Annotated in this window: 20 protein-coding genes; 3 read left to right on the top strand and 17 right to left on the bottom strand. The window is 63.4% G+C overall.

Annotation, left to right across the window (positions count from 1 at the left end; translation table 11 throughout):
• Window positions 1-35: 35 nt before the first annotated feature.
• Window positions 36-710, top strand: a complete 675-nt coding sequence (locus CKV91_RS06340) for an IMPACT family protein (RefSeq protein WP_021103284.1) — start codon at window positions 36-38, stop codon at window positions 708-710.
• Between the two features lie 165 nt (window positions 711-875).
• A complete protein-coding gene (locus tag CKV91_RS06335; protein ID WP_036957359.1) occupies window positions 876-1787 on the top strand; it encodes a diacylglycerol/lipid kinase family protein in 912 nt (303 codons plus the stop codon).
• A 100-nt stretch (window positions 1788-1887) separates the two neighbouring features.
• Here the strand turns inward: CKV91_RS06335 and CKV91_RS06330 are convergent, their stop codons facing one another.
• The 3 genes from CKV91_RS06330 to CKV91_RS06320 form a co-directional block, all read right to left on the bottom strand.
• Window positions 1888-2583, bottom strand: a complete 696-nt coding sequence (locus tag CKV91_RS06330; RefSeq protein WP_036957358.1) for a 5'-methylthioadenosine/adenosylhomocysteine nucleosidase — start codon at window positions 2581-2583, stop codon at window positions 1888-1890.
• Between the two features lie 132 nt (window positions 2584-2715).
• On the bottom strand, window positions 2716-3336 hold the full coding sequence (locus tag CKV91_RS06325; protein ID WP_021105541.1) for an L-threonylcarbamoyladenylate synthase: 621 nt from the start codon (window positions 3334-3336) through the stop codon (window positions 2716-2718).
• Window positions 3337-3391: 55 nt separating this feature from the next.
• The gene (locus CKV91_RS06320; RefSeq protein ID WP_021103279.1) at window positions 3392-3793 is read right to left on the bottom strand and encodes a hypothetical protein; all 402 of its coding nucleotides are present in this window, start codon (window positions 3791-3793) and stop codon (window positions 3392-3394) included.
• 167 nt (window positions 3794-3960) lie between these two features.
• On the opposite strand from CKV91_RS06320, the gene CKV91_RS06315 reads away from it, so the two are divergent.
• Complete coding sequence (locus tag CKV91_RS06315) at window positions 3961-5163, top strand: pyrophosphate--fructose-6-phosphate 1-phosphotransferase (RefSeq protein ID WP_021103278.1); 1203 nt, start codon at window positions 3961-3963, stop codon at window positions 5161-5163.
• Between the two features lie 85 nt (window positions 5164-5248).
• Here the strand turns inward: CKV91_RS06315 and CKV91_RS06310 are convergent, their stop codons facing one another.
• The 14 genes from CKV91_RS06310 to thrS all read right to left on the bottom strand — a co-directional run bounded on the left by CKV91_RS06310 (window position 5249) and on the right by thrS (window position 17558).
• Complete coding sequence (locus tag CKV91_RS06310; RefSeq protein ID WP_021105540.1) at window positions 5249-6625, bottom strand: YihY/virulence factor BrkB family protein; 1377 nt, start codon at window positions 6623-6625, stop codon at window positions 5249-5251.
• 132 nt (window positions 6626-6757) lie between these two features.
• Entirely contained in the window at window positions 6758-7327 is a 570-nt protein-coding gene (locus CKV91_RS06305) for a MerR family transcriptional regulator (protein WP_021103276.1), read from the bottom strand.
• 211 nt (window positions 7328-7538) lie between these two features.
• On the bottom strand, window positions 7539-8000 hold the full coding sequence (locus tag CKV91_RS06300; RefSeq protein WP_036904234.1) for a bifunctional nuclease family protein: 462 nt from the start codon (window positions 7998-8000) through the stop codon (window positions 7539-7541).
• A gap of 14 nt (window positions 8001-8014) precedes the next feature.
• Window positions 8015-8710 (bottom strand): transcriptional regulator FtsR, encoded by a 696-nt coding sequence (ftsR, locus tag CKV91_RS06295; protein ID WP_021103273.1) that lies wholly within the window; start codon window positions 8708-8710, stop codon window positions 8015-8017.
• A complete protein-coding gene (locus CKV91_RS06290) occupies window positions 8710-9240 on the bottom strand; it encodes an FHA domain-containing protein (protein ID WP_021103272.1) in 531 nt (176 codons plus the stop codon). The genes ftsR and CKV91_RS06290 overlap by 1 nt, the downstream gene beginning before the upstream one ends.
• A gap of 86 nt (window positions 9241-9326) precedes the next feature.
• Entirely contained in the window at window positions 9327-10067 is a 741-nt protein-coding gene (locus CKV91_RS06285; protein WP_021103271.1) for a DUF881 domain-containing protein, read from the bottom strand.
• Complete coding sequence (locus CKV91_RS06280) at window positions 10060-10392, bottom strand: small basic family protein (RefSeq protein ID WP_021103270.1); 333 nt, start codon at window positions 10390-10392, stop codon at window positions 10060-10062. Before CKV91_RS06280 ends, CKV91_RS06285 begins: the two co-directional genes overlap by 8 nt.
• Window positions 10393-10448: 56 nt before the next feature.
• Entirely contained in the window at window positions 10449-11375 is a 927-nt protein-coding gene (locus tag CKV91_RS06275; protein WP_021105538.1) for a DUF881 domain-containing protein, read from the bottom strand.
• A gap of 10 nt (window positions 11376-11385) precedes the next feature.
• Entirely contained in the window at window positions 11386-12045 is a 660-nt protein-coding gene (locus tag CKV91_RS06270; RefSeq protein WP_410172388.1) for a CDP-alcohol phosphatidyltransferase family protein, read from the bottom strand.
• Entirely contained in the window at window positions 12033-13223 is a 1191-nt protein-coding gene (locus CKV91_RS06265; protein ID WP_021105536.1) for a glycosyltransferase family 4 protein, read from the bottom strand. The genes CKV91_RS06270 and CKV91_RS06265 overlap by 13 nt, the downstream gene beginning before the upstream one ends.
• Before the next feature lie 107 nt (window positions 13224-13330).
• Window positions 13331-14245, bottom strand: coding sequence for an LpxL/LpxP family acyltransferase (locus CKV91_RS06260; RefSeq protein ID WP_051254851.1), 915 nt, complete (start codon window positions 14243-14245; stop codon window positions 13331-13333).
• A gap of 1 nt (window position 14246) precedes the next feature.
• Window positions 14247-14870, bottom strand: coding sequence for a phosphatidylinositol phosphate synthase (gene pgsA / locus CKV91_RS06255; RefSeq protein WP_021105534.1), 624 nt, complete (start codon window positions 14868-14870; stop codon window positions 14247-14249).
• Window positions 14863-15408: an HIT family protein gene (locus tag CKV91_RS06250; protein WP_036957377.1), complete on the bottom strand. Its 546-nt coding sequence runs from the start codon at window positions 15406-15408 to the stop codon at window positions 14863-14865. The genes pgsA and CKV91_RS06250 overlap by 8 nt, the downstream gene beginning before the upstream one ends.
• Before the next feature lie 98 nt (window positions 15409-15506).
• A complete protein-coding gene (gene thrS / locus CKV91_RS06245; protein WP_021105532.1) occupies window positions 15507-17558 on the bottom strand; it encodes a threonine--tRNA ligase in 2052 nt (683 codons plus the stop codon).
• Window positions 17559-17591 lie beyond the last annotated feature (33 nt).

Below are 17591 nucleotides of genomic sequence, written 5' to 3'. Positions count from 1 at the left end.
TGCGCGACGGGCCACCATATCGCACAGTGGGGAGAGTGAGTTACACCGTTCTGTCCCCCGATCACGTCGTCGAGTCGACCCTGGAGATCAAGAAATCGGTGTTCCTCACCACCGTGACCCGGGTGGAGACCGAGGAACAGGCACGGGAATTCATCGAACAACGGCGCCGCACCAATCGCACTGCCAGGCACCATGTCAGCGCGTTCGTCCTGGACCCGCTGCGCACCACCCAACGTTCCAGCGACGACGGCGAACCCGCCGGAACCGCAGGTGTGCCCACCCTGGAGGCCCTCACGAAATTCGTCGCCCCACAGCTCGGAAGTGATGGCCCAGCTGATCTGTCCGACGTCGTCGCGGTCACCACTCGCTGGTTCGGCGGCGTCAAATTGGGGGCGGGCGGGCTGGTACGCGCCTATTCCGATGCGATTTCCCGCGCTCTTGGCCAGGCCCAGCTGCTGCGGCGTCGTCAGGCTGATCTGTACGAGCTGAGCATCGATCTCGCCTCGGTCGGCTGGCAGGAGGCGGCCCTGCGCAACGCAGGTGTGAGTGTCGTCGACGTCACGTACCAGGCTGATGCGGCGCTCCTCACGGTTGCCGTGGCGGCAACACCCGACAGCCGAACGGCCTGTGAACAGGAAATGAGCGGAATCCTCTCCCAACAGGTGAGGTGTGAACCTGCCGGGTCACAGTGGCACGACCATCAGTTCTGAGTACCACCTTCTGGGACCACCTGTCCTGAACACCGAGGGCGACACCACGTGACGCTGCACCAGGCGGGGCATGATCGTGACCTCGCCACGTGTGGATCACCACTGGCCAGTTCCGTATCGCGACGTACTGGGGTGCGCCAACGTCCGTGCCGTATCGTGGGTTGCATGAACGAGCGCGCTCCCGTGGTGGCGATTGTCTACAATCCCACCAAGTTCAACGACAGCACGCAGTGGAAAAAGTCTGCCCACCAGATCTGTCAGCAGGAGGGGTGGGCCGATCCCCTTCTGCTGGCAACGACCCGGGACGATCCGGGGCAAGGCATGACTCGAGAAGCCGTACGGCAGGATGTGGATCTCGTCTGCGCTGCCGGTGGCGACGGAACGGTTCGGCAGGTCGCCACCGTCCTGGCCGGGACCAGAACGCCGATGGGGATCATCGGCATGGGCACTGGAAACATCCTGGCGCGCAACCTCGATCTTCCCATCAACGATTTCGACAAGGGGCTGCGCACGGCGCTACGCGGTCGCAGACGCACCATCGACCTGGGATGGGTGAGCTTCGATGGTGCCACCGAGCAATGCTTCACGGCCATCATCGGCATGGGATTCGATGCCGACACCATGGCGAACACATCGGAGGCCGGAAAGGCCGAGTACGGATGGATCGCCTACATCGTTGCTGCCCTGCGCTACCTGGTGCAGCCCGGTTTTCGAGCAACCGTCACCATTGACGGTGAGGTGTGTGAGGCGCAGCGCGCTCGCAGCATCCTGCTGTGCAACTGTGGGCTGTTGCCCGCCGGGATCCGTCTGGTTCCCAGCGCCCGCATCGACGACGCGCGCCTGGACTCCCTGGCCCTGGCACCACACGGAGTGGTTGGTTGGCTGGCAGTTGCGGCAAAGGTCATCACGCGCAGTCGTCTCGGGGGCCGCTTGGTGCGCCACCACCCCTGCCGCACAGCCGAGGTGCGCGCCTCCTCCCCGGTACTGGCCGAGGTGGATGGCGACACCTACGGCAAGGTACGCCGCATGTCGGTGCGAGTACAGCCCATGGCGCTCCAGGTGAGAGCAGCCGTGTGATCTCACCGCGACCGGGAGTCACCGCCTCCTGGCAAGCGTGCACCCTCACATGTGGCGAATTCACGCGTGGCGGATGGGTGTTCCCCGGGCAATGGTGCCCTCATGCGGCGGGCACGCCACCGGACAGTTCGGCAACGACGGCTCGGGCAAGGTCCCGATCATGGCGAGCAGCTTGGGCCAGGAATGCCGGGAAATCGGTGACGGCCGTACCATCGGCCCGATCCGAGAGCACCCGTACCACGGCAAAGGGCATGCGAAGATGGCTGGCAGCCTGTGCCAGTGCCGCCCCCTCCATCTCCACGGCAAGCGCATCGAAGGTGTCGTGGATCCAACGCACCTTGGCCGGATCACCGATGAATTGATCCCCACTGGCAATCGTCCCGGAAACCACCCGCCGACGAGCGTCGAAGACCCGTGCCGCACACCCCATGAGGACGGAGTGCAGCCGTTCGTCGGGCTGCCAGCTGCGGGGTTCCCCCGGTACCACACCGATGGGGTCGTCGAATGCCGTGCCATCGGCGTCATGCTGGACGAATCTGTTGCCCACGACGACGTCACCAATGTCCAGATCGGGGCCAGCCGCACCCGCGACGCCCGTGAAGATGATGCAGGAAGCACCATTCTGGGCCAAGGCACTGGCTGCCAGGGCAGCATTGACCTTGCCGACACCGCACTGTGCCAGTAGGACGTCGGTGCCATCCAGCCGGCCACCCACCAGTGGACAGGGCCCCTCGATGGGGTGGGCATCGACGAGACAGGACTGAATGAGTTCGACCTCCGACTCCATCGCTCCCATGAGCCCAATGGGCCCGGACAGTTTCCTCTGCCCGTCTGGTCCACTTCCCGTCACTTCAATCTCCATTCCTGCAGGAACATCTTCTCGCCAAGCCTTCACGGATCAGCCCTTGATCCACACACATTCCCCGGCTCAGCGAAATGGTTCGGGATCCCCGGCCCCTTCACGGGTGATGACAGCCGTACCGGAGCTGAAGTCAACCACGGTCGTCGGGTCGAGGCCACAGTCACCGGAGTCGAGTACCGAGTCGACCCGACCGTCCAGGGCCTCCTTCACCTGCCATCCGTCGGTCATCGGCAGTTCCTCATCCGGCAGGATGAGGGTGGATGAGACGATCGGCTCTCCCAGGATGTCCATGAGGGCCAGGGCAGTGACATGTTCGGGCACCCGCACACCAACCGTGTGTTTCTTGGGATGCAGCATCACCTTGGGGACGTCTCGGGTGGCCCGCAGAATGAACGTGTAGCGTCCCGGAACTGCTGCCTTGACGGCACGGAACACCCAGTTCTCCATCTGGACGTACTGGCCCACCTGAGCGAATTCGCTCATGACGAGGGTGAAGTGGTGCTTCTCGGACAGCTGACGAATCTCCCTGATGCGTTCCAGAGCAGCCTTGTTGCCCAATCGGCATCCAAAGGCATAGCCCGAATCGGTCGGGTAGGCGATGAGACCACCGTCCCGAAGGGTGTCGACCACTTGGTTCAGCGAGCGTCGTTGCGGGTTGTCCGGGTGCACCGGATAGTACTTGGCCATGAAGTCCATCCTAGGCAGATGCACGGTGTGCCGGAGTCCTTCCGGGATCAACTCCTCATCTGCGGGCGAACGAACACGTGGCATCCCCCCGACCCGTCACATGATCCATGCCGACCACGTTCAGTACGATCGTTTCCCGCGGTTCGTCCACGTGCACCGTGAGCCCGTCCCCGGAGGTGGTCACCGTCATCGTCGAATCAGGCTCGAGCATTCCCTGAGCGGTGCTGCGCGCGACCGAGCTGGCCAACTCACCGGCCGGATGACCCACCAGCATGGGTCCTGATGCTCGTTCACACCCGGCACGAGAGGCTGCCGATGCCACTGTCACGGCGTGTCTGGCTGCCCGGGCCTTGACCGCCCCGTCAACGGCCAGACCTCCCATGAGCAGCACCAGGGGCAGGATGAGTGTCATGGCCACCGAGAAGGAAGCGCCACGCGAGGAGTCACCACTGGTCATGGCACCAGCTCACACGCTCACGATGCAGCGACGGAAGATGCATTGCGGAAAATACTCCTACTGTTCACCTACAAGTAAAACCATGTGCAATTTTGTTCATCTGGATAGGCTGTGCATCACACGGTTCCAGGCCGTTGTATGTGCCGTACGAGAAAGGTCACGTCACCATGACCAAGGTCAAGAAGGTCGCCCTGCTCACTGCGGGTGGTTTCGCCCCCTGTCTGTCAACAGCCATCGCCGGACTCATCGAGGAATACACCCAGGTGGCCCCCGAGGCGGAGATCATCGCCTACCGTCACGGCTATGAGGGGCTCCTCAAGGGTGACTACCTGACCATCACCGAGGAGGTGCGTCGCAACGCCGACATCCTCACCCGGTTCGGCGGCTCCCCCATCGGAAGCTCGCGCGTCAAACTCACCAACACCGCCGATCTCGTCGACCGTGGTCTGGTCGACGAGGGGGACGATCCGCTCAAGGTGGCCTCCGAGCGCCTCATCGCCGACGGGGTGGACGTACTGCACACCATTGGCGGCGACGACACCAACACCACTGCCGCAGATCTTGCCGCATACCTCGCCGACAACGACCACGGGCTGACCGTTGTCGGACTTCCCAAGACGATCGACAACGACGTCGTACCGATCAAACAGTCCTTGGGCGCATGGACCGCCGCCGAGCAGGGATCCAGGTTTGCACAGAACATCGTCGGTGAGCACAACTCCGGCTCGCGAATGCTCATCATTCACGAGATCATGGGCCGCAACTGTGGTTGGCTCGCCGCGGCAACGGCTGCCGAGTACCACGCCTGGGTCGGTGAACAGCAGTGGCTCCCCGAGATCGGGCTGAGCAAGGAGGCTTGGGACGTCCACGCGGTGTACGTCCCGGAATCCCCACTCGACCTGGATGCCGAGGCCGAACGACTGGGCACGATCATGGACGAGGTCGGCAATGTGACGATCTTCCTGTCCGAAGGTGCCGGTCTGGAAGCCGTCGTCGGCGAAATGGAACGCCATGGCGAGGAGGTGCCACGCGACCCGTTCGGCCACGTCAAGATGGACGAGATCAATCCGGGCACCTGGTTCGCCAAGCAGTTCGCCGCCAAACTTGATGCCCGCAAGGTCATGGTGCAGAAGTCCGGGTACTTCTCCCGTTCGGCTGCGTCGAACCAGGCAGACATCGATCTCATCTTCCAGTGCACCAAGCTCGCCGTCGAGTGTGCCCTGAGCGGCCGGTCCGGCGTCATCGGCCAGGATGAGGAGAATGGCGACGAGCTCACCAGCATTGCCTTCGACCGGATCAAGGGTGGAAAACCCTTTGACACGAGCACCGAGTGGTTCACCACACTGTTGAGCGAGATCGGCCAGGCCTGACGCCCGCCCTCCGGGGTCCGTGCGTCGAAGGACCCCGGTTCGTGCGTTCTGCACGTCGGAACCGAACCGGGGGGCGTCGGCAGGTTCACCGATTGAAGATGCTCATGATGGCCGACGCCGCAGCAGCACCTGCACCGAGCACTCCCCCGACCTTCTTGGCCTTGCCCTCGTGTGTGGTCTGTTTGCGTGCAGCACCATGAAGTGTGATGTCGTAGCGAGGCAGCTCGGCGAACCAGATGGCGTCGTTCGCCTGCGTTCGCATGACGACGTTGGGGGCCACCATGATCTGCTGCGCCGCGCTACGGAGCTGATTCATCTGCGGTCGTGGCGCCGTACCAATCGTCACACGCACGGTCGACGCCAGTCCTGATTCACCGGCGACCATGCGTACGTCGGAGTGCAGGGCGGATCGGGTGACCGCCGAGGAGGTTGGCTCAGGCTTCTCCCCCCTCTGCTTGGCCTCCTCACGCAGTCGCTTCTCCTGCTGTTTCTGGGCGCGACTGATGAATGCTGCGTCCCAGTGGCCCGGGACCGTCCACACCTCCGGATCGCCCACCAGAGGCTGGTCACAGTCATTCCACTCCCATGCCACGGCTGGCTGATTGGACGTCGCCGTCCACGCCGAGATGAGCAGGATGAGCCGTGCCATGAGATTGAAGACCAACATGATGATGATGACTGATCCGAAGGCCTGCACGGCACGGTTGGAGGAGAAGGCCTTGACCAGGTACCCAGCGCCGATCTGGAGCAGGCCGAAGAGAAAACCAGCCACCAGGGAGCCGCGCATGATCGCCGGCCAGTTGCGTCTGCCCTTGGGCAGCGCCGTGAAGAGGAACATGAAGAGGATCCAGCCGGCGATCGTCGAGGCGACGATCGCCGCCAGGATCATGAACACCTCATGGCCCCTGATCGATCCGAGATGGGTCACTCCGGCGATCCATTCGGCAGCCAATGAACCGAACTGTGAGGTGGCAATCGTGAGGCCAAGGGTGATGAGCAGCCCGAAGAAGGTCAGCGCATCCTCCAGCTTCGACCAAAAGAACCCGCGATTGTCGTTGACCATGTCGAAATCGGGTTCCCACTCGGCGCGCACTCCGCGGCGCAGGTTGCCGATCCATCCTGTTCCGGCCCACAACGCAGTGATCATCGTCACGGCAAGCGTCCACCCAGAACCTGTGGTGGCCAGCGAGGTGTCGATGATCTCGGACACCGAGAGGTCTCCCCCACCAGGTGCCAAGGTCTGTTCGATCGCCTTCTTGACCGCATCGAGCAGATCGGGACGGGTGTGGGTGAGCAGGAGGGAGAGGATGGAGAAGGCCAGGGCAATGACCGGAATCATGGACAGAACCGTGAAGTACGTGATGGAGGCAGCGATGTGATTGCCCATCCGCCGGTTGAACCTGGTGATGGCACGCAGCACATGTGCCACCCATGGAGTGGCCTGGATCTTGGTTAGGTTCACGTCAACTCCCCTCGGAGCTGATCTTCTCATGACTCGATGGATTCGTCAGGTCACTTGTTCACCAACAGGTGAGCCACTGCAGTCACCTCGGCCCGGTGACCTCCTTGGTCAGGACGATCGGAGCGTTGGCGTTCAGGAGACTCGGCGCGCCTTGCGGCGCTGTGCCAACTCGTCAACGACGTGATCGGGGCACTCGCCGCCGACCCGCTCGACGGGGAGCTGGGAAAGACTGCCCTGCACGTCCCGCCACACTCCTCCCAGGGAGATGGCGAAGATGCCCTGTCCGCCCTGCAGCAGGTCAAGAACCTCACTGTCACTGGTGCATTCGTAGACCGACACGCCGTCACTCATGAGGGTGACCTCGGTGAGATCCTCCACTCCGTTGGAACGCAGATGATCGATGGCAATCCGAATCTGCTGCAGGGACACTCCCGCATCGAGCAGACGTTTGATGACCTTGAGCATGAGAATGTCGCGGAACGAGTAGAGACGCTGGGACCCCGATCCGCGCGCGCTCCTGATCTCCGGACGTACCAGGCCAGTACGAGCCCAGTAATCCAGCTGACGGTAGGTGATCCCAGCAGCTCCGGAGGCCACCGGGCCACGGAACCCGATCCCCTCGGGCACTGGTGAGAAGTCACCAGCGAAGAGCACGTCCTGGGTGCGCCGGGGAGCTGGCTCACACGATTCAGAAGCGCTCATGGTTGTCCATCCTCACTGGTTGCGCATCGACCACATGGATCGTTCCTGCACTGATGAACTTATGGTGTCGGCGTGTCCTGATCCTCAACGCCACGCCGTTCGGAGGAGGAGAAAAACAGGAAATCGCTCTGACTACGTATTATGGTGTACATGAAGGTCAACTACAGGTGGAGGGTTGGCACTGCGGCCGAACCGAACGGGGCATTGCACTTCAGTCGTCGAAATCGTCCGGGGAGACCTGGTCGAGGAACTGCCGAAACTCCTCGACCTCGTCCTGGGGATCGGCATCCAGGATGATCCCCACCTCGTCGATGAGCTCCTCGGGGCACTGAAGCTGCACCCCGATGCGCTGTGACAAGGCCACCAGATCGGATGGTCGGGCGTCGAAAACGGTGTCGCCGATCTGCATCTGTGCGAGCCACACTCCCTCATCGATTCCGGTGATGGTGAATGCCGGTGGATCGTCGACCATGTGCAGCAGCACACGTGCCATGAGGTCATGGGTGAGTGGTCTGTCAGGCTGTGTCTCATCAAGTCCCTGCGCTATGGCTCCGGCCTCCACGGCACCGATCCAGATCGGTAGGCACCGCGATCCTCCCTCCTCCCGGAGCAACAGGATTGGTGTGTTCGACACCTCGTCCAGCCGAATCCCCTCTATCAGCAGGCTCACCATGACTCCACCGTAGTTCACTGTGCCGACCAGTACTCCAGAAGGTCGTAGACCATTGCCGTGTGCGCGTGCATCATGAGTTGGGTGACCTCTGAGGCAGCCTTTGACGACTTCTTGGGTTGCCGGGCCAGTGGGATGAGGCTCTGCTCGATGAGCCCGGCTTCCTGTTCGGCAGCCTGTCGAACGGCACGCAGGTGACGGCTGTCCATTCCATAGGCGCTGAGTCGACGTGCAGCCACGCACACCACCAAGGCCTCCTGGCCGTACCAGCTCTGACCACGTTTGGGGCGTACGAGTTGATGACGCTCCAGCTCCAGCAGGAAGGCCTCGGTGATCCCACTGGCACGGATGAGCTGGCGTCGAGTCAACTGCACCGGACCCTTGGGGCGTTCGATCTTCACATTAGGAGCTGTGCTGCCCTCCAACGGGGTCGGCACGCTCGACGAGGGACTGGGTGGCTGCTTGCCGCGGTCGATGAGCTCGAGATTCTCCCGGATCACCTTGAGTGGGAGGAATCGGTCACGTTGGCAGGTGAGGATGTAACGCAACCGTTGAATGTCATCCTCGGAGTATTTGCGATATCCCGACGGCGCACGTTCCGGGCTGAGCAACCCCTCCGACTCCAGATATCGGATCTTGGAGATCGACAGGTCAGGATACTCCGGGGTGAGCAGGCGCATGACCTGCCCGATGGTCCGGACCTTCTCGACCATTACAGACGCCCATGCCCGCCAGTGTGGAAGATCATCCGGAACTTCCCGATCTGCACCTCGTCGCCGTCTCGCAAGGCAGCCGTGCCATCGACGAGCGTGCGATTGACGTAGGTGCCGTTGAGGCTGCTCTGGTCCTCGACGAAGACCTTGCCGTCCCGACGGATGAATTTCACGTGATGTCGGGAGACGGTGATGTCGTTGAGGAAGATGTCGGAATGGGTGGATCGCCCAGCCGTCGTCACGTCGTGATCCAGGAGGAATCGGGCGCCCAGGTTGGGGCCGCGTTCGACGACGAGCATGGCATTGCCCTCGGGCAGGGCGGCAATGGCATCCACGACGTCGGAAGGCAGTTCCTGATTGTCCGCACTGACCTCGTCGCCGATCATCGGGATGACGCCAGTGGCGTCACCACCCACCTCGGCGGGCACACCGAGCCGATGGCCACACCGGGAGCAGAAGTTGGCGTCGACGCTGTTGTCGTGTTGGCACACCGGACACACATTCGACATGGACTTGTCATGCTCGCTCATGGCTCACCTCTGGAGATCGTGCAGTGGTGACGCAACGGGAAATCCCTGATCGTCACTGAGGTATTCGAAAACTACTGTAGTGGTAACTACCGTACTGGAGTGGCAAAAGACATTGGTGTCGGCTTCACAACGGCAGAAATGGTCAGCGAATCCGACGGCGTGATGCTCACCGAACCACCGACCTGCGCAGATTCCACCTGGGACACCAGTCCACCACGAAACTTCGCGCCCTCGGTGAGTGCGTGTGGTTCACCGAGCACGGTGAGGGTCATGGGGCGTTTCACCTTTTTCCCCGACACGACGAGCCCATTGGCGTCCCGGCCAAACCATGTGTTGGCCACCACTCGAATGTCCGAGTTGACGGCAATGGCCTCGGCGCCGGCATCCCGCAGCTCCTCGACGGCGTTGAGGAGCAGGTCGGAGGTGACCTTGTCACGCGGATCATGAATGGTGATCGTCACCCCGGGACCACTCACCGGGGTCGTACCGGACATCACCTGCAACCGGTGCTGTTCCTCGGTGGCCTGTTTCTCGGCAATCTTGTGGGAGTCCGCGCCCGACTGCAGCTGACGTTTGGTCTCGCGCAGATCGGCGATTTCGGAGTCAAGCTGCCGCGAGGAGGTGGACAGTCGATCCAGCACCGTGATGAGGTCAGACCTGCTCATCGCGGCATACTCGTCCTGGGCACTACGATGGCGCACCTGCGTGACGAGCACCATGGAGAACAGGCACAGGATGAGGGCCACGGCGATCTGTCCCTTCGCCGGCCGGGCCAGATCGTGACGCAGCTGTTGCCAGGAGATGTGGTGCCGGTGCGGCTCAGGCATGGAACACCTCCCGTCGAATGGCTGCCGCATTGGTGAAGATCCGGATTCCCAGTACGACGACCACCGCGGTCGACAGTTGCGAACCCACCCCGATGAGGTCACCCACCCACACGATGAGTCCGGCAATGAGCACGTTGGAGATGAACGAGATGATGAACACCCGATCGGAGAACGTGTGGGCCAGGTAGGCGCGCAACGCGCCGAACAGTGCGTCCATGGCGGCGACGATCATGATGGGCAGGTACGGCTGCAAGGCCGGGGACAGATCTGGATGGAGCACCAGGCCAAGAATCACGCCCACAACCAGTCCTAGAATTGCGAGCATCGCGGTTCCTTTCGCCTGTCCATCACGTCACGACCCAATTGTGGCTCGTCAAAAACCTACCGCGGTTCACTGTAGGACACGGACACATTGTGCGATTCGGGAAGAGTCACCGCGTCGAGCGTCTCCATCTGGTAACGAACCCGGAAATTGTCGGAATGGTACTGCAGGATGGTTCCACCATCGGTCTGGGCGAACTGGCCCGGCAGGGTCTGCGCCGGACCAATGACCTTGATGACGTAGGGAGCCGAGATCGACGCGTAGTTGACGGTGATCGCCGATCCAGCGGTGCGGATGGCTGTCTTGCTCGACAGACGGCGGTCGTTGATGGCGATGGCCTCCGCCCCACTGCCCCACAAGCCATTGACCACCCGTCGCAGATCGGTGTCGGTGAGTCTCCCCTCCTCCGACGAGGCCTTGGAGTCATCCACCGTGATCTTCACCCCGGGACCGCTCACCCTGCTGACCGCCGCCGCATCGGCCTGCTTGGACTGGTGATCGGCAGCAGCAGACCACGTACCCGCCCGGACCCTCATGCGATGCACCTCACCCTCCAGCTCGGAGATCTGACGTTGCTGATCGGCCTGATGAGCCTGTGCCGCCTCCACCCGTCTCACCAGATCGCCACGTTCCGCCGCCGTGACCGGCTGCTGCAGGGCCGTGGTGCGCCATGCCGTGCCCAACCCCAGTCCGGCAATGAGCAGTACTGCGATGGTTCCCACGTGCAGACGGCGGCGACGTCTGCGATCAAGAGCGGCCGGGCCGGAGACGGTGGATCCGTTCTCCTGAGTGTGGGGGGCGGGCTTCCCATGGTCGTCCTGGTCGTGTCGTCGCTCGGCCTGGGCTGCTCGTGTCTCGGCCTGCGTCACAGCGGCATAGCTGGGATCGACGGCCTGCTCGCGAATCTCACGCAGCAGATCCATCGTCCAGTCCGCACGCCGACCCGATGTGGGGTCGATGGGTACCTGATCCTCCTCATCCGTCATGGCCGCCACATCACTTCCTGTGCACCGGGGTGGATCCGGACGTGGACGCAGGTTGTTGCGAGCTCAGCGGTGGCAGGGTCTGAACCAGGTGAATGGCTTGACGGACGTAGAGGATTCCAGCCCACCAGTACAGCCCGGTGCCCCACAGGGCGAAGGCCCAGCCGATGATCCGGGCAATCGTCCACCCACCTCCCATGTGGCCGAGCAGCACCAGGGGGAAGGAGTACAGCAGGCAGAACGTGGCTGCCTTGCCGACGAAGTGCACCGGCAGCGAGGTGAATCCACGGCTGTGCAGGCTTGGCACCAGACACAGCAGCATGAGGTCACGAGCTGCCAGGGCGACGACGATCCACAGCGGCACCACGCCACGCACCAGCAGGGCGACGACGATGGCGAAGATGTAGAGGCGATCCGCAATGGGGTCGAGCATCTGCCCCACCCGCGACACCTGATGCCACCGGCGGGCGATCTTGCCGTCAAGCAGATCGGTGAGCCCGGCAATTGCCAGCACGACCACTGCCCAGACGTCTGCTCGTGGCCCCACGATGAGCCAGATGAACAGCGGTACCCCCAGTAGTCGGATCACTGAGAGCACGTTGGGGACCGTCCAGAAGGCGTCCGTGTCGTAGGTCGCACCAGTCTGTTCGATCTCGTCGGTCACGTCTTCCACCCTAAGCGCTTTGTCCAGCTGGATCTGTGTTCGGAACGTTCGTGTCGCACGTCGATGGCACGCAGATACCGCGCAACGACCTGAGGTGCCACGACGTCCCAGTCGAAGTCCCGGGCCCGTCGCACCCCTGCCTGCTCCGCACCAAGCCCACGGGCACGTCGCTGCAACGCGGCACCAATCGCTGCGGCCAGGGCATCGGCGTCTCCCACCGGCACCAGGGCTCCGAGAACGCCGTCGCGAGTGGTGAGCACCTCACGGAACCCGGGCAGATCACTGGCCACCACGTCGGCCCCAGCTGCCAGGGCCTCCACGAGAACGATCCCGAACGACTCGCCCCCGGTGTTGGGGGCGACGTAGACATCGGCCCTGCCAAGCATCTTGTCACGTTCTGCATCGGGAAGTGGGCCGGTGAACCGTAGACCGGTGCCATGCGGAGGCACCCCCGGCCCCACGACAACGGGGTCGAGACGAGGAAACTCATGACGAACCTGGTCGATGGCGGCCGCGAAATGTTCGAATCCCTTGCGTGACTCGTCGAAGCGCCCCAGAAACATGACGGTGGGGCGTCCGCTGCGCCACGGTGACCCAGCTGGATCGTGTGACGTGCCCGCAGCAGAGGTGGACAGGCGGCGTATCCGTGACACATCGACCCCGTTGCCGATGATGGTGGGCTCCACCCCCCAACACCGACGTGCGGTGGCTGCAGCAGCTGCGGAGACGGCGATGGCATCGTCGATGCGTGCGATGGACGACGGGGCCACCTTGCGAGCAGCACGAATCATCGGGGTGTCGACGGTTGCGGCGTGAAAGGTCGCCACCAGAGGACAATCGGCATTCCACAAGGTCAGCAGCGAGCTCGACGGAGTCATCGGCTCGTGCACGTGCAGGACGTCGAAGCTGTGCGCGTCGAGCCAGGCACGCACACGCATGGCGGTCCTCACACCGAATCCCACTCGTGCCACCGACCCGTTGACCGTGACGGCAACCGTGCGTCCCGACGAGGTGAAGCACTCGGTCGGGAGCCCGAACCCCTCCAGACGATCCCGTCCAGGGTGTCCCGGTCCCAGGATGTGGACGATGTGGCCGTGGCTGCGCAACCAACCGGCCAGCCCCAGAACGTGATTCTGCACTCCCCCGGGGTAGGAGAAGTTGTAGGGGCAGACCAGACCGATCCGCAACCAGCTGTGAGCGTGCAGGCAGGGGGTGTCAGGAACCTGCCGGGAATCTGGACCGTGTCGCGCAGGTCTGGAATGGGTGCAGCGTGTGGGCTGGCGTCCCGAGGCCATCAAGCCCTCACCCCCGGGACGAACGGCTGCATCATGTGCCAGTCGACGACATGACGACGAATGTGGGGGGCGAACCAGTCGGCGAGCTGTTGCGTGGTGCGCCGAACCTGGTCATGAAGTGGCCGTGGCCCAAGATCCAGCGGGTCCGAGAGATCGATGTGCATCGTCGTGGTGCTGTCGTAGTGGCAGCACACCCCCACCAGGGCAGCCCCGGTCGTGGCAGCCAGCAGGGCCGGGCCAGCAGGCATGGTGGCAGGAACCGGACCATCCGGCGTCTGCCAGACGATCGGGACGCCGCGTCCAGTGAGATCGCGATCGGCGACCAGACAGACGGTGCGTCCCTCGGCGATGTCGTCACGCAGCAGATTGACGAGACCGTGCCGTTCATGTCCACGAATCCTCATCCCCAGCTGCTCCCGTGTGCGGCAGAACAACTCGAACTGTGCCCTCGGAAGATTCTCCGCGACGGAACTCGGGGAGAAGCCGCGTCTGGCCACCCAAGCCCCGGCCAAGTCCCAGGACCCCATGTGCGGCAGGGCCAGAACTGCCCCACGCGACAGGTACTCGCTGCGCAACCGGTCGAACTGCTCAGCATCGACATGGACCGAGCGGTCGATGTGATCGGTGGACCACCGTGGAAGTTGCATCGAGGTCATGAGGGTACGGATCCACGAGTCAACGGCCCGGGCCGTGCACCTGCTGCTCGGGATGGCTCCGGTCATGGCTTGGGCGTTGAGCTGCCACTGCCGTACACCGGTCACCGGATGGTGGGCGAGCACGGTGCCCACGACTCGCGAGAGTGGCTGCCACACCGGTGCTGGCACCGGGGCGAGCCCAGACATGAGCCTGGCTCGTACCGTCCGGTCCCCGTGCTGGGAGGACTCGCGATGCCGGATCCGCACGGCTGGCGTCATCTCATGACTCCGACTGCCGTTTCACGGCCGTCATGCGTTGTCCCACGGTGATGGCGCCGGCAACGGTGAGGTAGCACAGCCCCACCGGAAGTGCCCAGCAGAACCAGTGCGCAAGGACGCCGACTCGTGCCAGTCCAGTGATCTCCACGGCAACCAAGCTGATGAGCAGCCGATCCGCCCGGGTGGCGATGCCCATCTTGGCGTCCATGGACAATGATTCCGCCTTGGCTCGCACGTATGACGTGACCAAGCTGAGGATGAGCGCCGCCAGAGCCACCCCGCACCACAGCGTGCTGTGGCCGGGACCTGCGTAGTACAGCGCGATCCCGGCAAAGACCGCCCCGTCCCCGAACCGGTCGAGGGTGGAGTCGAGGAAGGAACCCCACTGGGAGGTACGACCGAGCTGACGAGCCATGTTGCCGTCAAGGGAGTCGGAGAAGATGAAGAGTGTGATGAGCAGGGCCCCCTGCCACAGCCACCCCTGCGGCAGGCAGACCAGTGCCATGACGACCGCACCGATGGTACCGATCCACGTGACCATGTCGGGGGTGACGTGCATGGCAAGCAGGCCGGAGGCCAGTGGTCGCATGACCTTCTGCCACCCCTGACGGAACCGCTCAAGCATACTTCTCCCAGGCGTCGGCAAGAAGATCGCGCCCGTCGGACAACAACTGTGGTACGGCACGTACACCGGCCACGATGGGCAGGAAGTTCGTGTCACCCACCCAGCGAGGCAGGACGTGCTGGTGCAGGTGCGCGGCGATTCCCGCTCCCCCGGCAGCTCCCTGGTTCATGCCGATGTTGAATCCCTGCGGATGGCTCACGTCGGTGAGCACCCGGATGGCCGTGCGCGTGAGCTCGGCCATCTCGGCAACCTCCTCGTCGGTGGCGTCGATGTAGCCGGAGATGTGCCGATACGGGCACACCAACATGTGCCCCGGACCGTACGGGTAGAGGTTCATGATGACGTAGCAGGTCGCACCGCGATGGATGATGAGGGCTTCGGCATCGTCACGCTGCGGCGAGGAGCAGAACGGGCAGGCCTTGCCGGCATCGGAGGTCTTGGGCTTGTTCTCCCCACCGATGTAGACCATCCGGTGCGGGGTCCAGAACCTGCCGAAGGCATCGGGAACCCCCACCATGTCCTCGGCGAATTCCACCATCACCTCGTCAGGTGTGCTGGGCTGGTGACCACTGGACCGATCACCATCCACGCGACGGTTGACCGGTGTTGCCCCTTCCTGTGATGTGTTCATCGTCATCACTCCTGGACGGTACGGACGTTCTCGGAGTCCGGCGAGTCGTTGCGGCGGGCCTGGTCCCATGCCTTGATGAGGTCCACTGCCTGGGCACGAGGCACACCGTTGAGCTGGGAACCGTCCCGGAATCGGAACGAGACCGTCCCCCCATCGCGATCCTCACCGCCGGCGATGACGATGAACGGCACCTTGGTCTGGGTGGCGTTGCGGATCTTCTTGCCGAATCGGTCGTTGGAGGTGTCGAGGTCGACGCGAATGCCGACCTGCCGCAGCTGGGCCGCAAAACCCTTGAGGTAGTCGTCGAACTCCTCGGCCACCGGTACGCCCAGCACCTGGGTCGGCGCGAGCCAGACCGGGAAGGCCCCGGCGTAGTGCTCCACGAGCACGCCGATGAACCGCTCGACCGAGCCCAGCTTGGCGGAGTGAACCATCACCGGGCGGCGGCGCGACCCATCCGGTGCGGTGTACTCCAGCTCGAACCGTTCTGGCTGGTTGAAGTCGTACTGCACCGTCGACATCTGCCAGGTGCGTCCGATGGCGTCCTTCACCTGCACCGAGACCTTGGGGCCGTAGAAGGCAGCACCGCCCGGATCGGGCACCAGCGGCAGCCCCGTCGACTCGGCCGCCTCGCGCAGGATCTGCGTGGCAGTCTGCCAGTCCTCGTCGGAACCGATGAACTTGTCGGCATGCTTGTCGTCGTCACGGGTGGACAACTCGAGGTAGAAGTCGTTGAGCCCGAAGTCACGCAGCACCGACAGGAAGAAGTTGATGAGCATCGTGATCTCATCGCCAGCCTGCTCAGGGGTGCAGTAGGTGTGCGAGTCGTCCTGGGTGAACCCACGCATACGAGTCAGCCCGTGCACGACTCCGGATTTCTCGTAGCGGTAGTCGTGGCCCAGTTCGTAGAACCGCAGCGGCAGGTCTCGGTAGGAGCGCCCCCGGGAGCGGAAGATGAGATTGTGCATCGGGCAGTTCATGGCCTTGAGGTAGTACTCCTGGCCGGCCTTGGTGACGTTGCCCTCGGCGTCACGCTCCTCGTCGGCGAGCATCGGGGGGAACATCGTGTCCGCGTAGTACGGCAGGTGCCCCGAGGTGTGGAAGAGACCGCCCTTGGTGATCTCGGGGGTGTGGACGAAGTCGAATCCGGCAGCCAGGTGGCGCTGGGTGACGTAGTCCTCGATGATGTGGCGCAGGATGCCACCCTTGGGGTGGAACAGGACGAGCCCCGGACCGACCTCCTCGGGGAAGGAGTAGAGATCGAGTTCGGCACCGAGCTTGCGGTGATCACGCCGGGCGGCCTCGGCCATGCGGGTCTGGTAGGCGACGAGATCCGTCTTGGATGCCCAGGCCGTGCCATAGATGCGCTGCAGCTGGTCGTTGGCCTGGTCGCCCTTCCAGTAGGCGGCCGACGACTTCGTCAGGGCGAAGCCGTTGCCCAGATACTTGGTGGAGGGCACGTGCGGGCCCCGGCAGAGATCCTTCCAGGCCGTCGTCCCGTCCCTCCGGACGTTGTCATAGATGGTGAGTTCGGCTCCCCCGACCTCCACCGACGCACTCTCGGCCTCATGGTTGCCCTTGGAGCCGACGAGTTCGAGTTTGTACGGCTGGTCGGCGAGCTCGACGCGGGCCTCCTCCTCGGTCGTCACACGACGCACGAAGCGCTGGTTCTCCTTGACGATGCTCTTCATGCGCTTCTCGAGATCCTTCATGATCTCTGGGGTGATTGCGCTGATGTTGCCGAAGTCATAGTAGAAACCGTCGGTGATGAACGGCCCGATACCCAGGTTGACGTCGGGGTACAGCTCCTGGACGGCCTGGGCCATGACGTGGGTGCAGGAATGTCGGATGATGTTGAGCCCGTCCTGACTGGTGGCGAGCACGGGTTCGACGACGTCACCGTCCTGGATCTCACGCTGCAGGTCGAGCAGGGTGCCCGCGATGCGCATGGCCACGACATCACGATTTCTTCCGAACAGGTCCAGACCAGTGGTTCCGGTGTCCACCACGTGTTGTTGCTGCTGGTCGTCCCGAATCACGGTGATGGAGATGGACACGTGGATCTTCCCTTCGTCAAGCCACGGGCATAC

It is taken from the genome of Cutibacterium granulosum (assembly GCF_900186975.1).
Taxonomy (GTDB): Bacteria; Actinomycetota; Actinomycetes; order Propionibacteriales; family Propionibacteriaceae; genus Cutibacterium; species Cutibacterium granulosum.
Note: the sequence above shows the minus strand (reverse complement) of the source record. Positions and strands in the feature narration are given on the sequence as shown.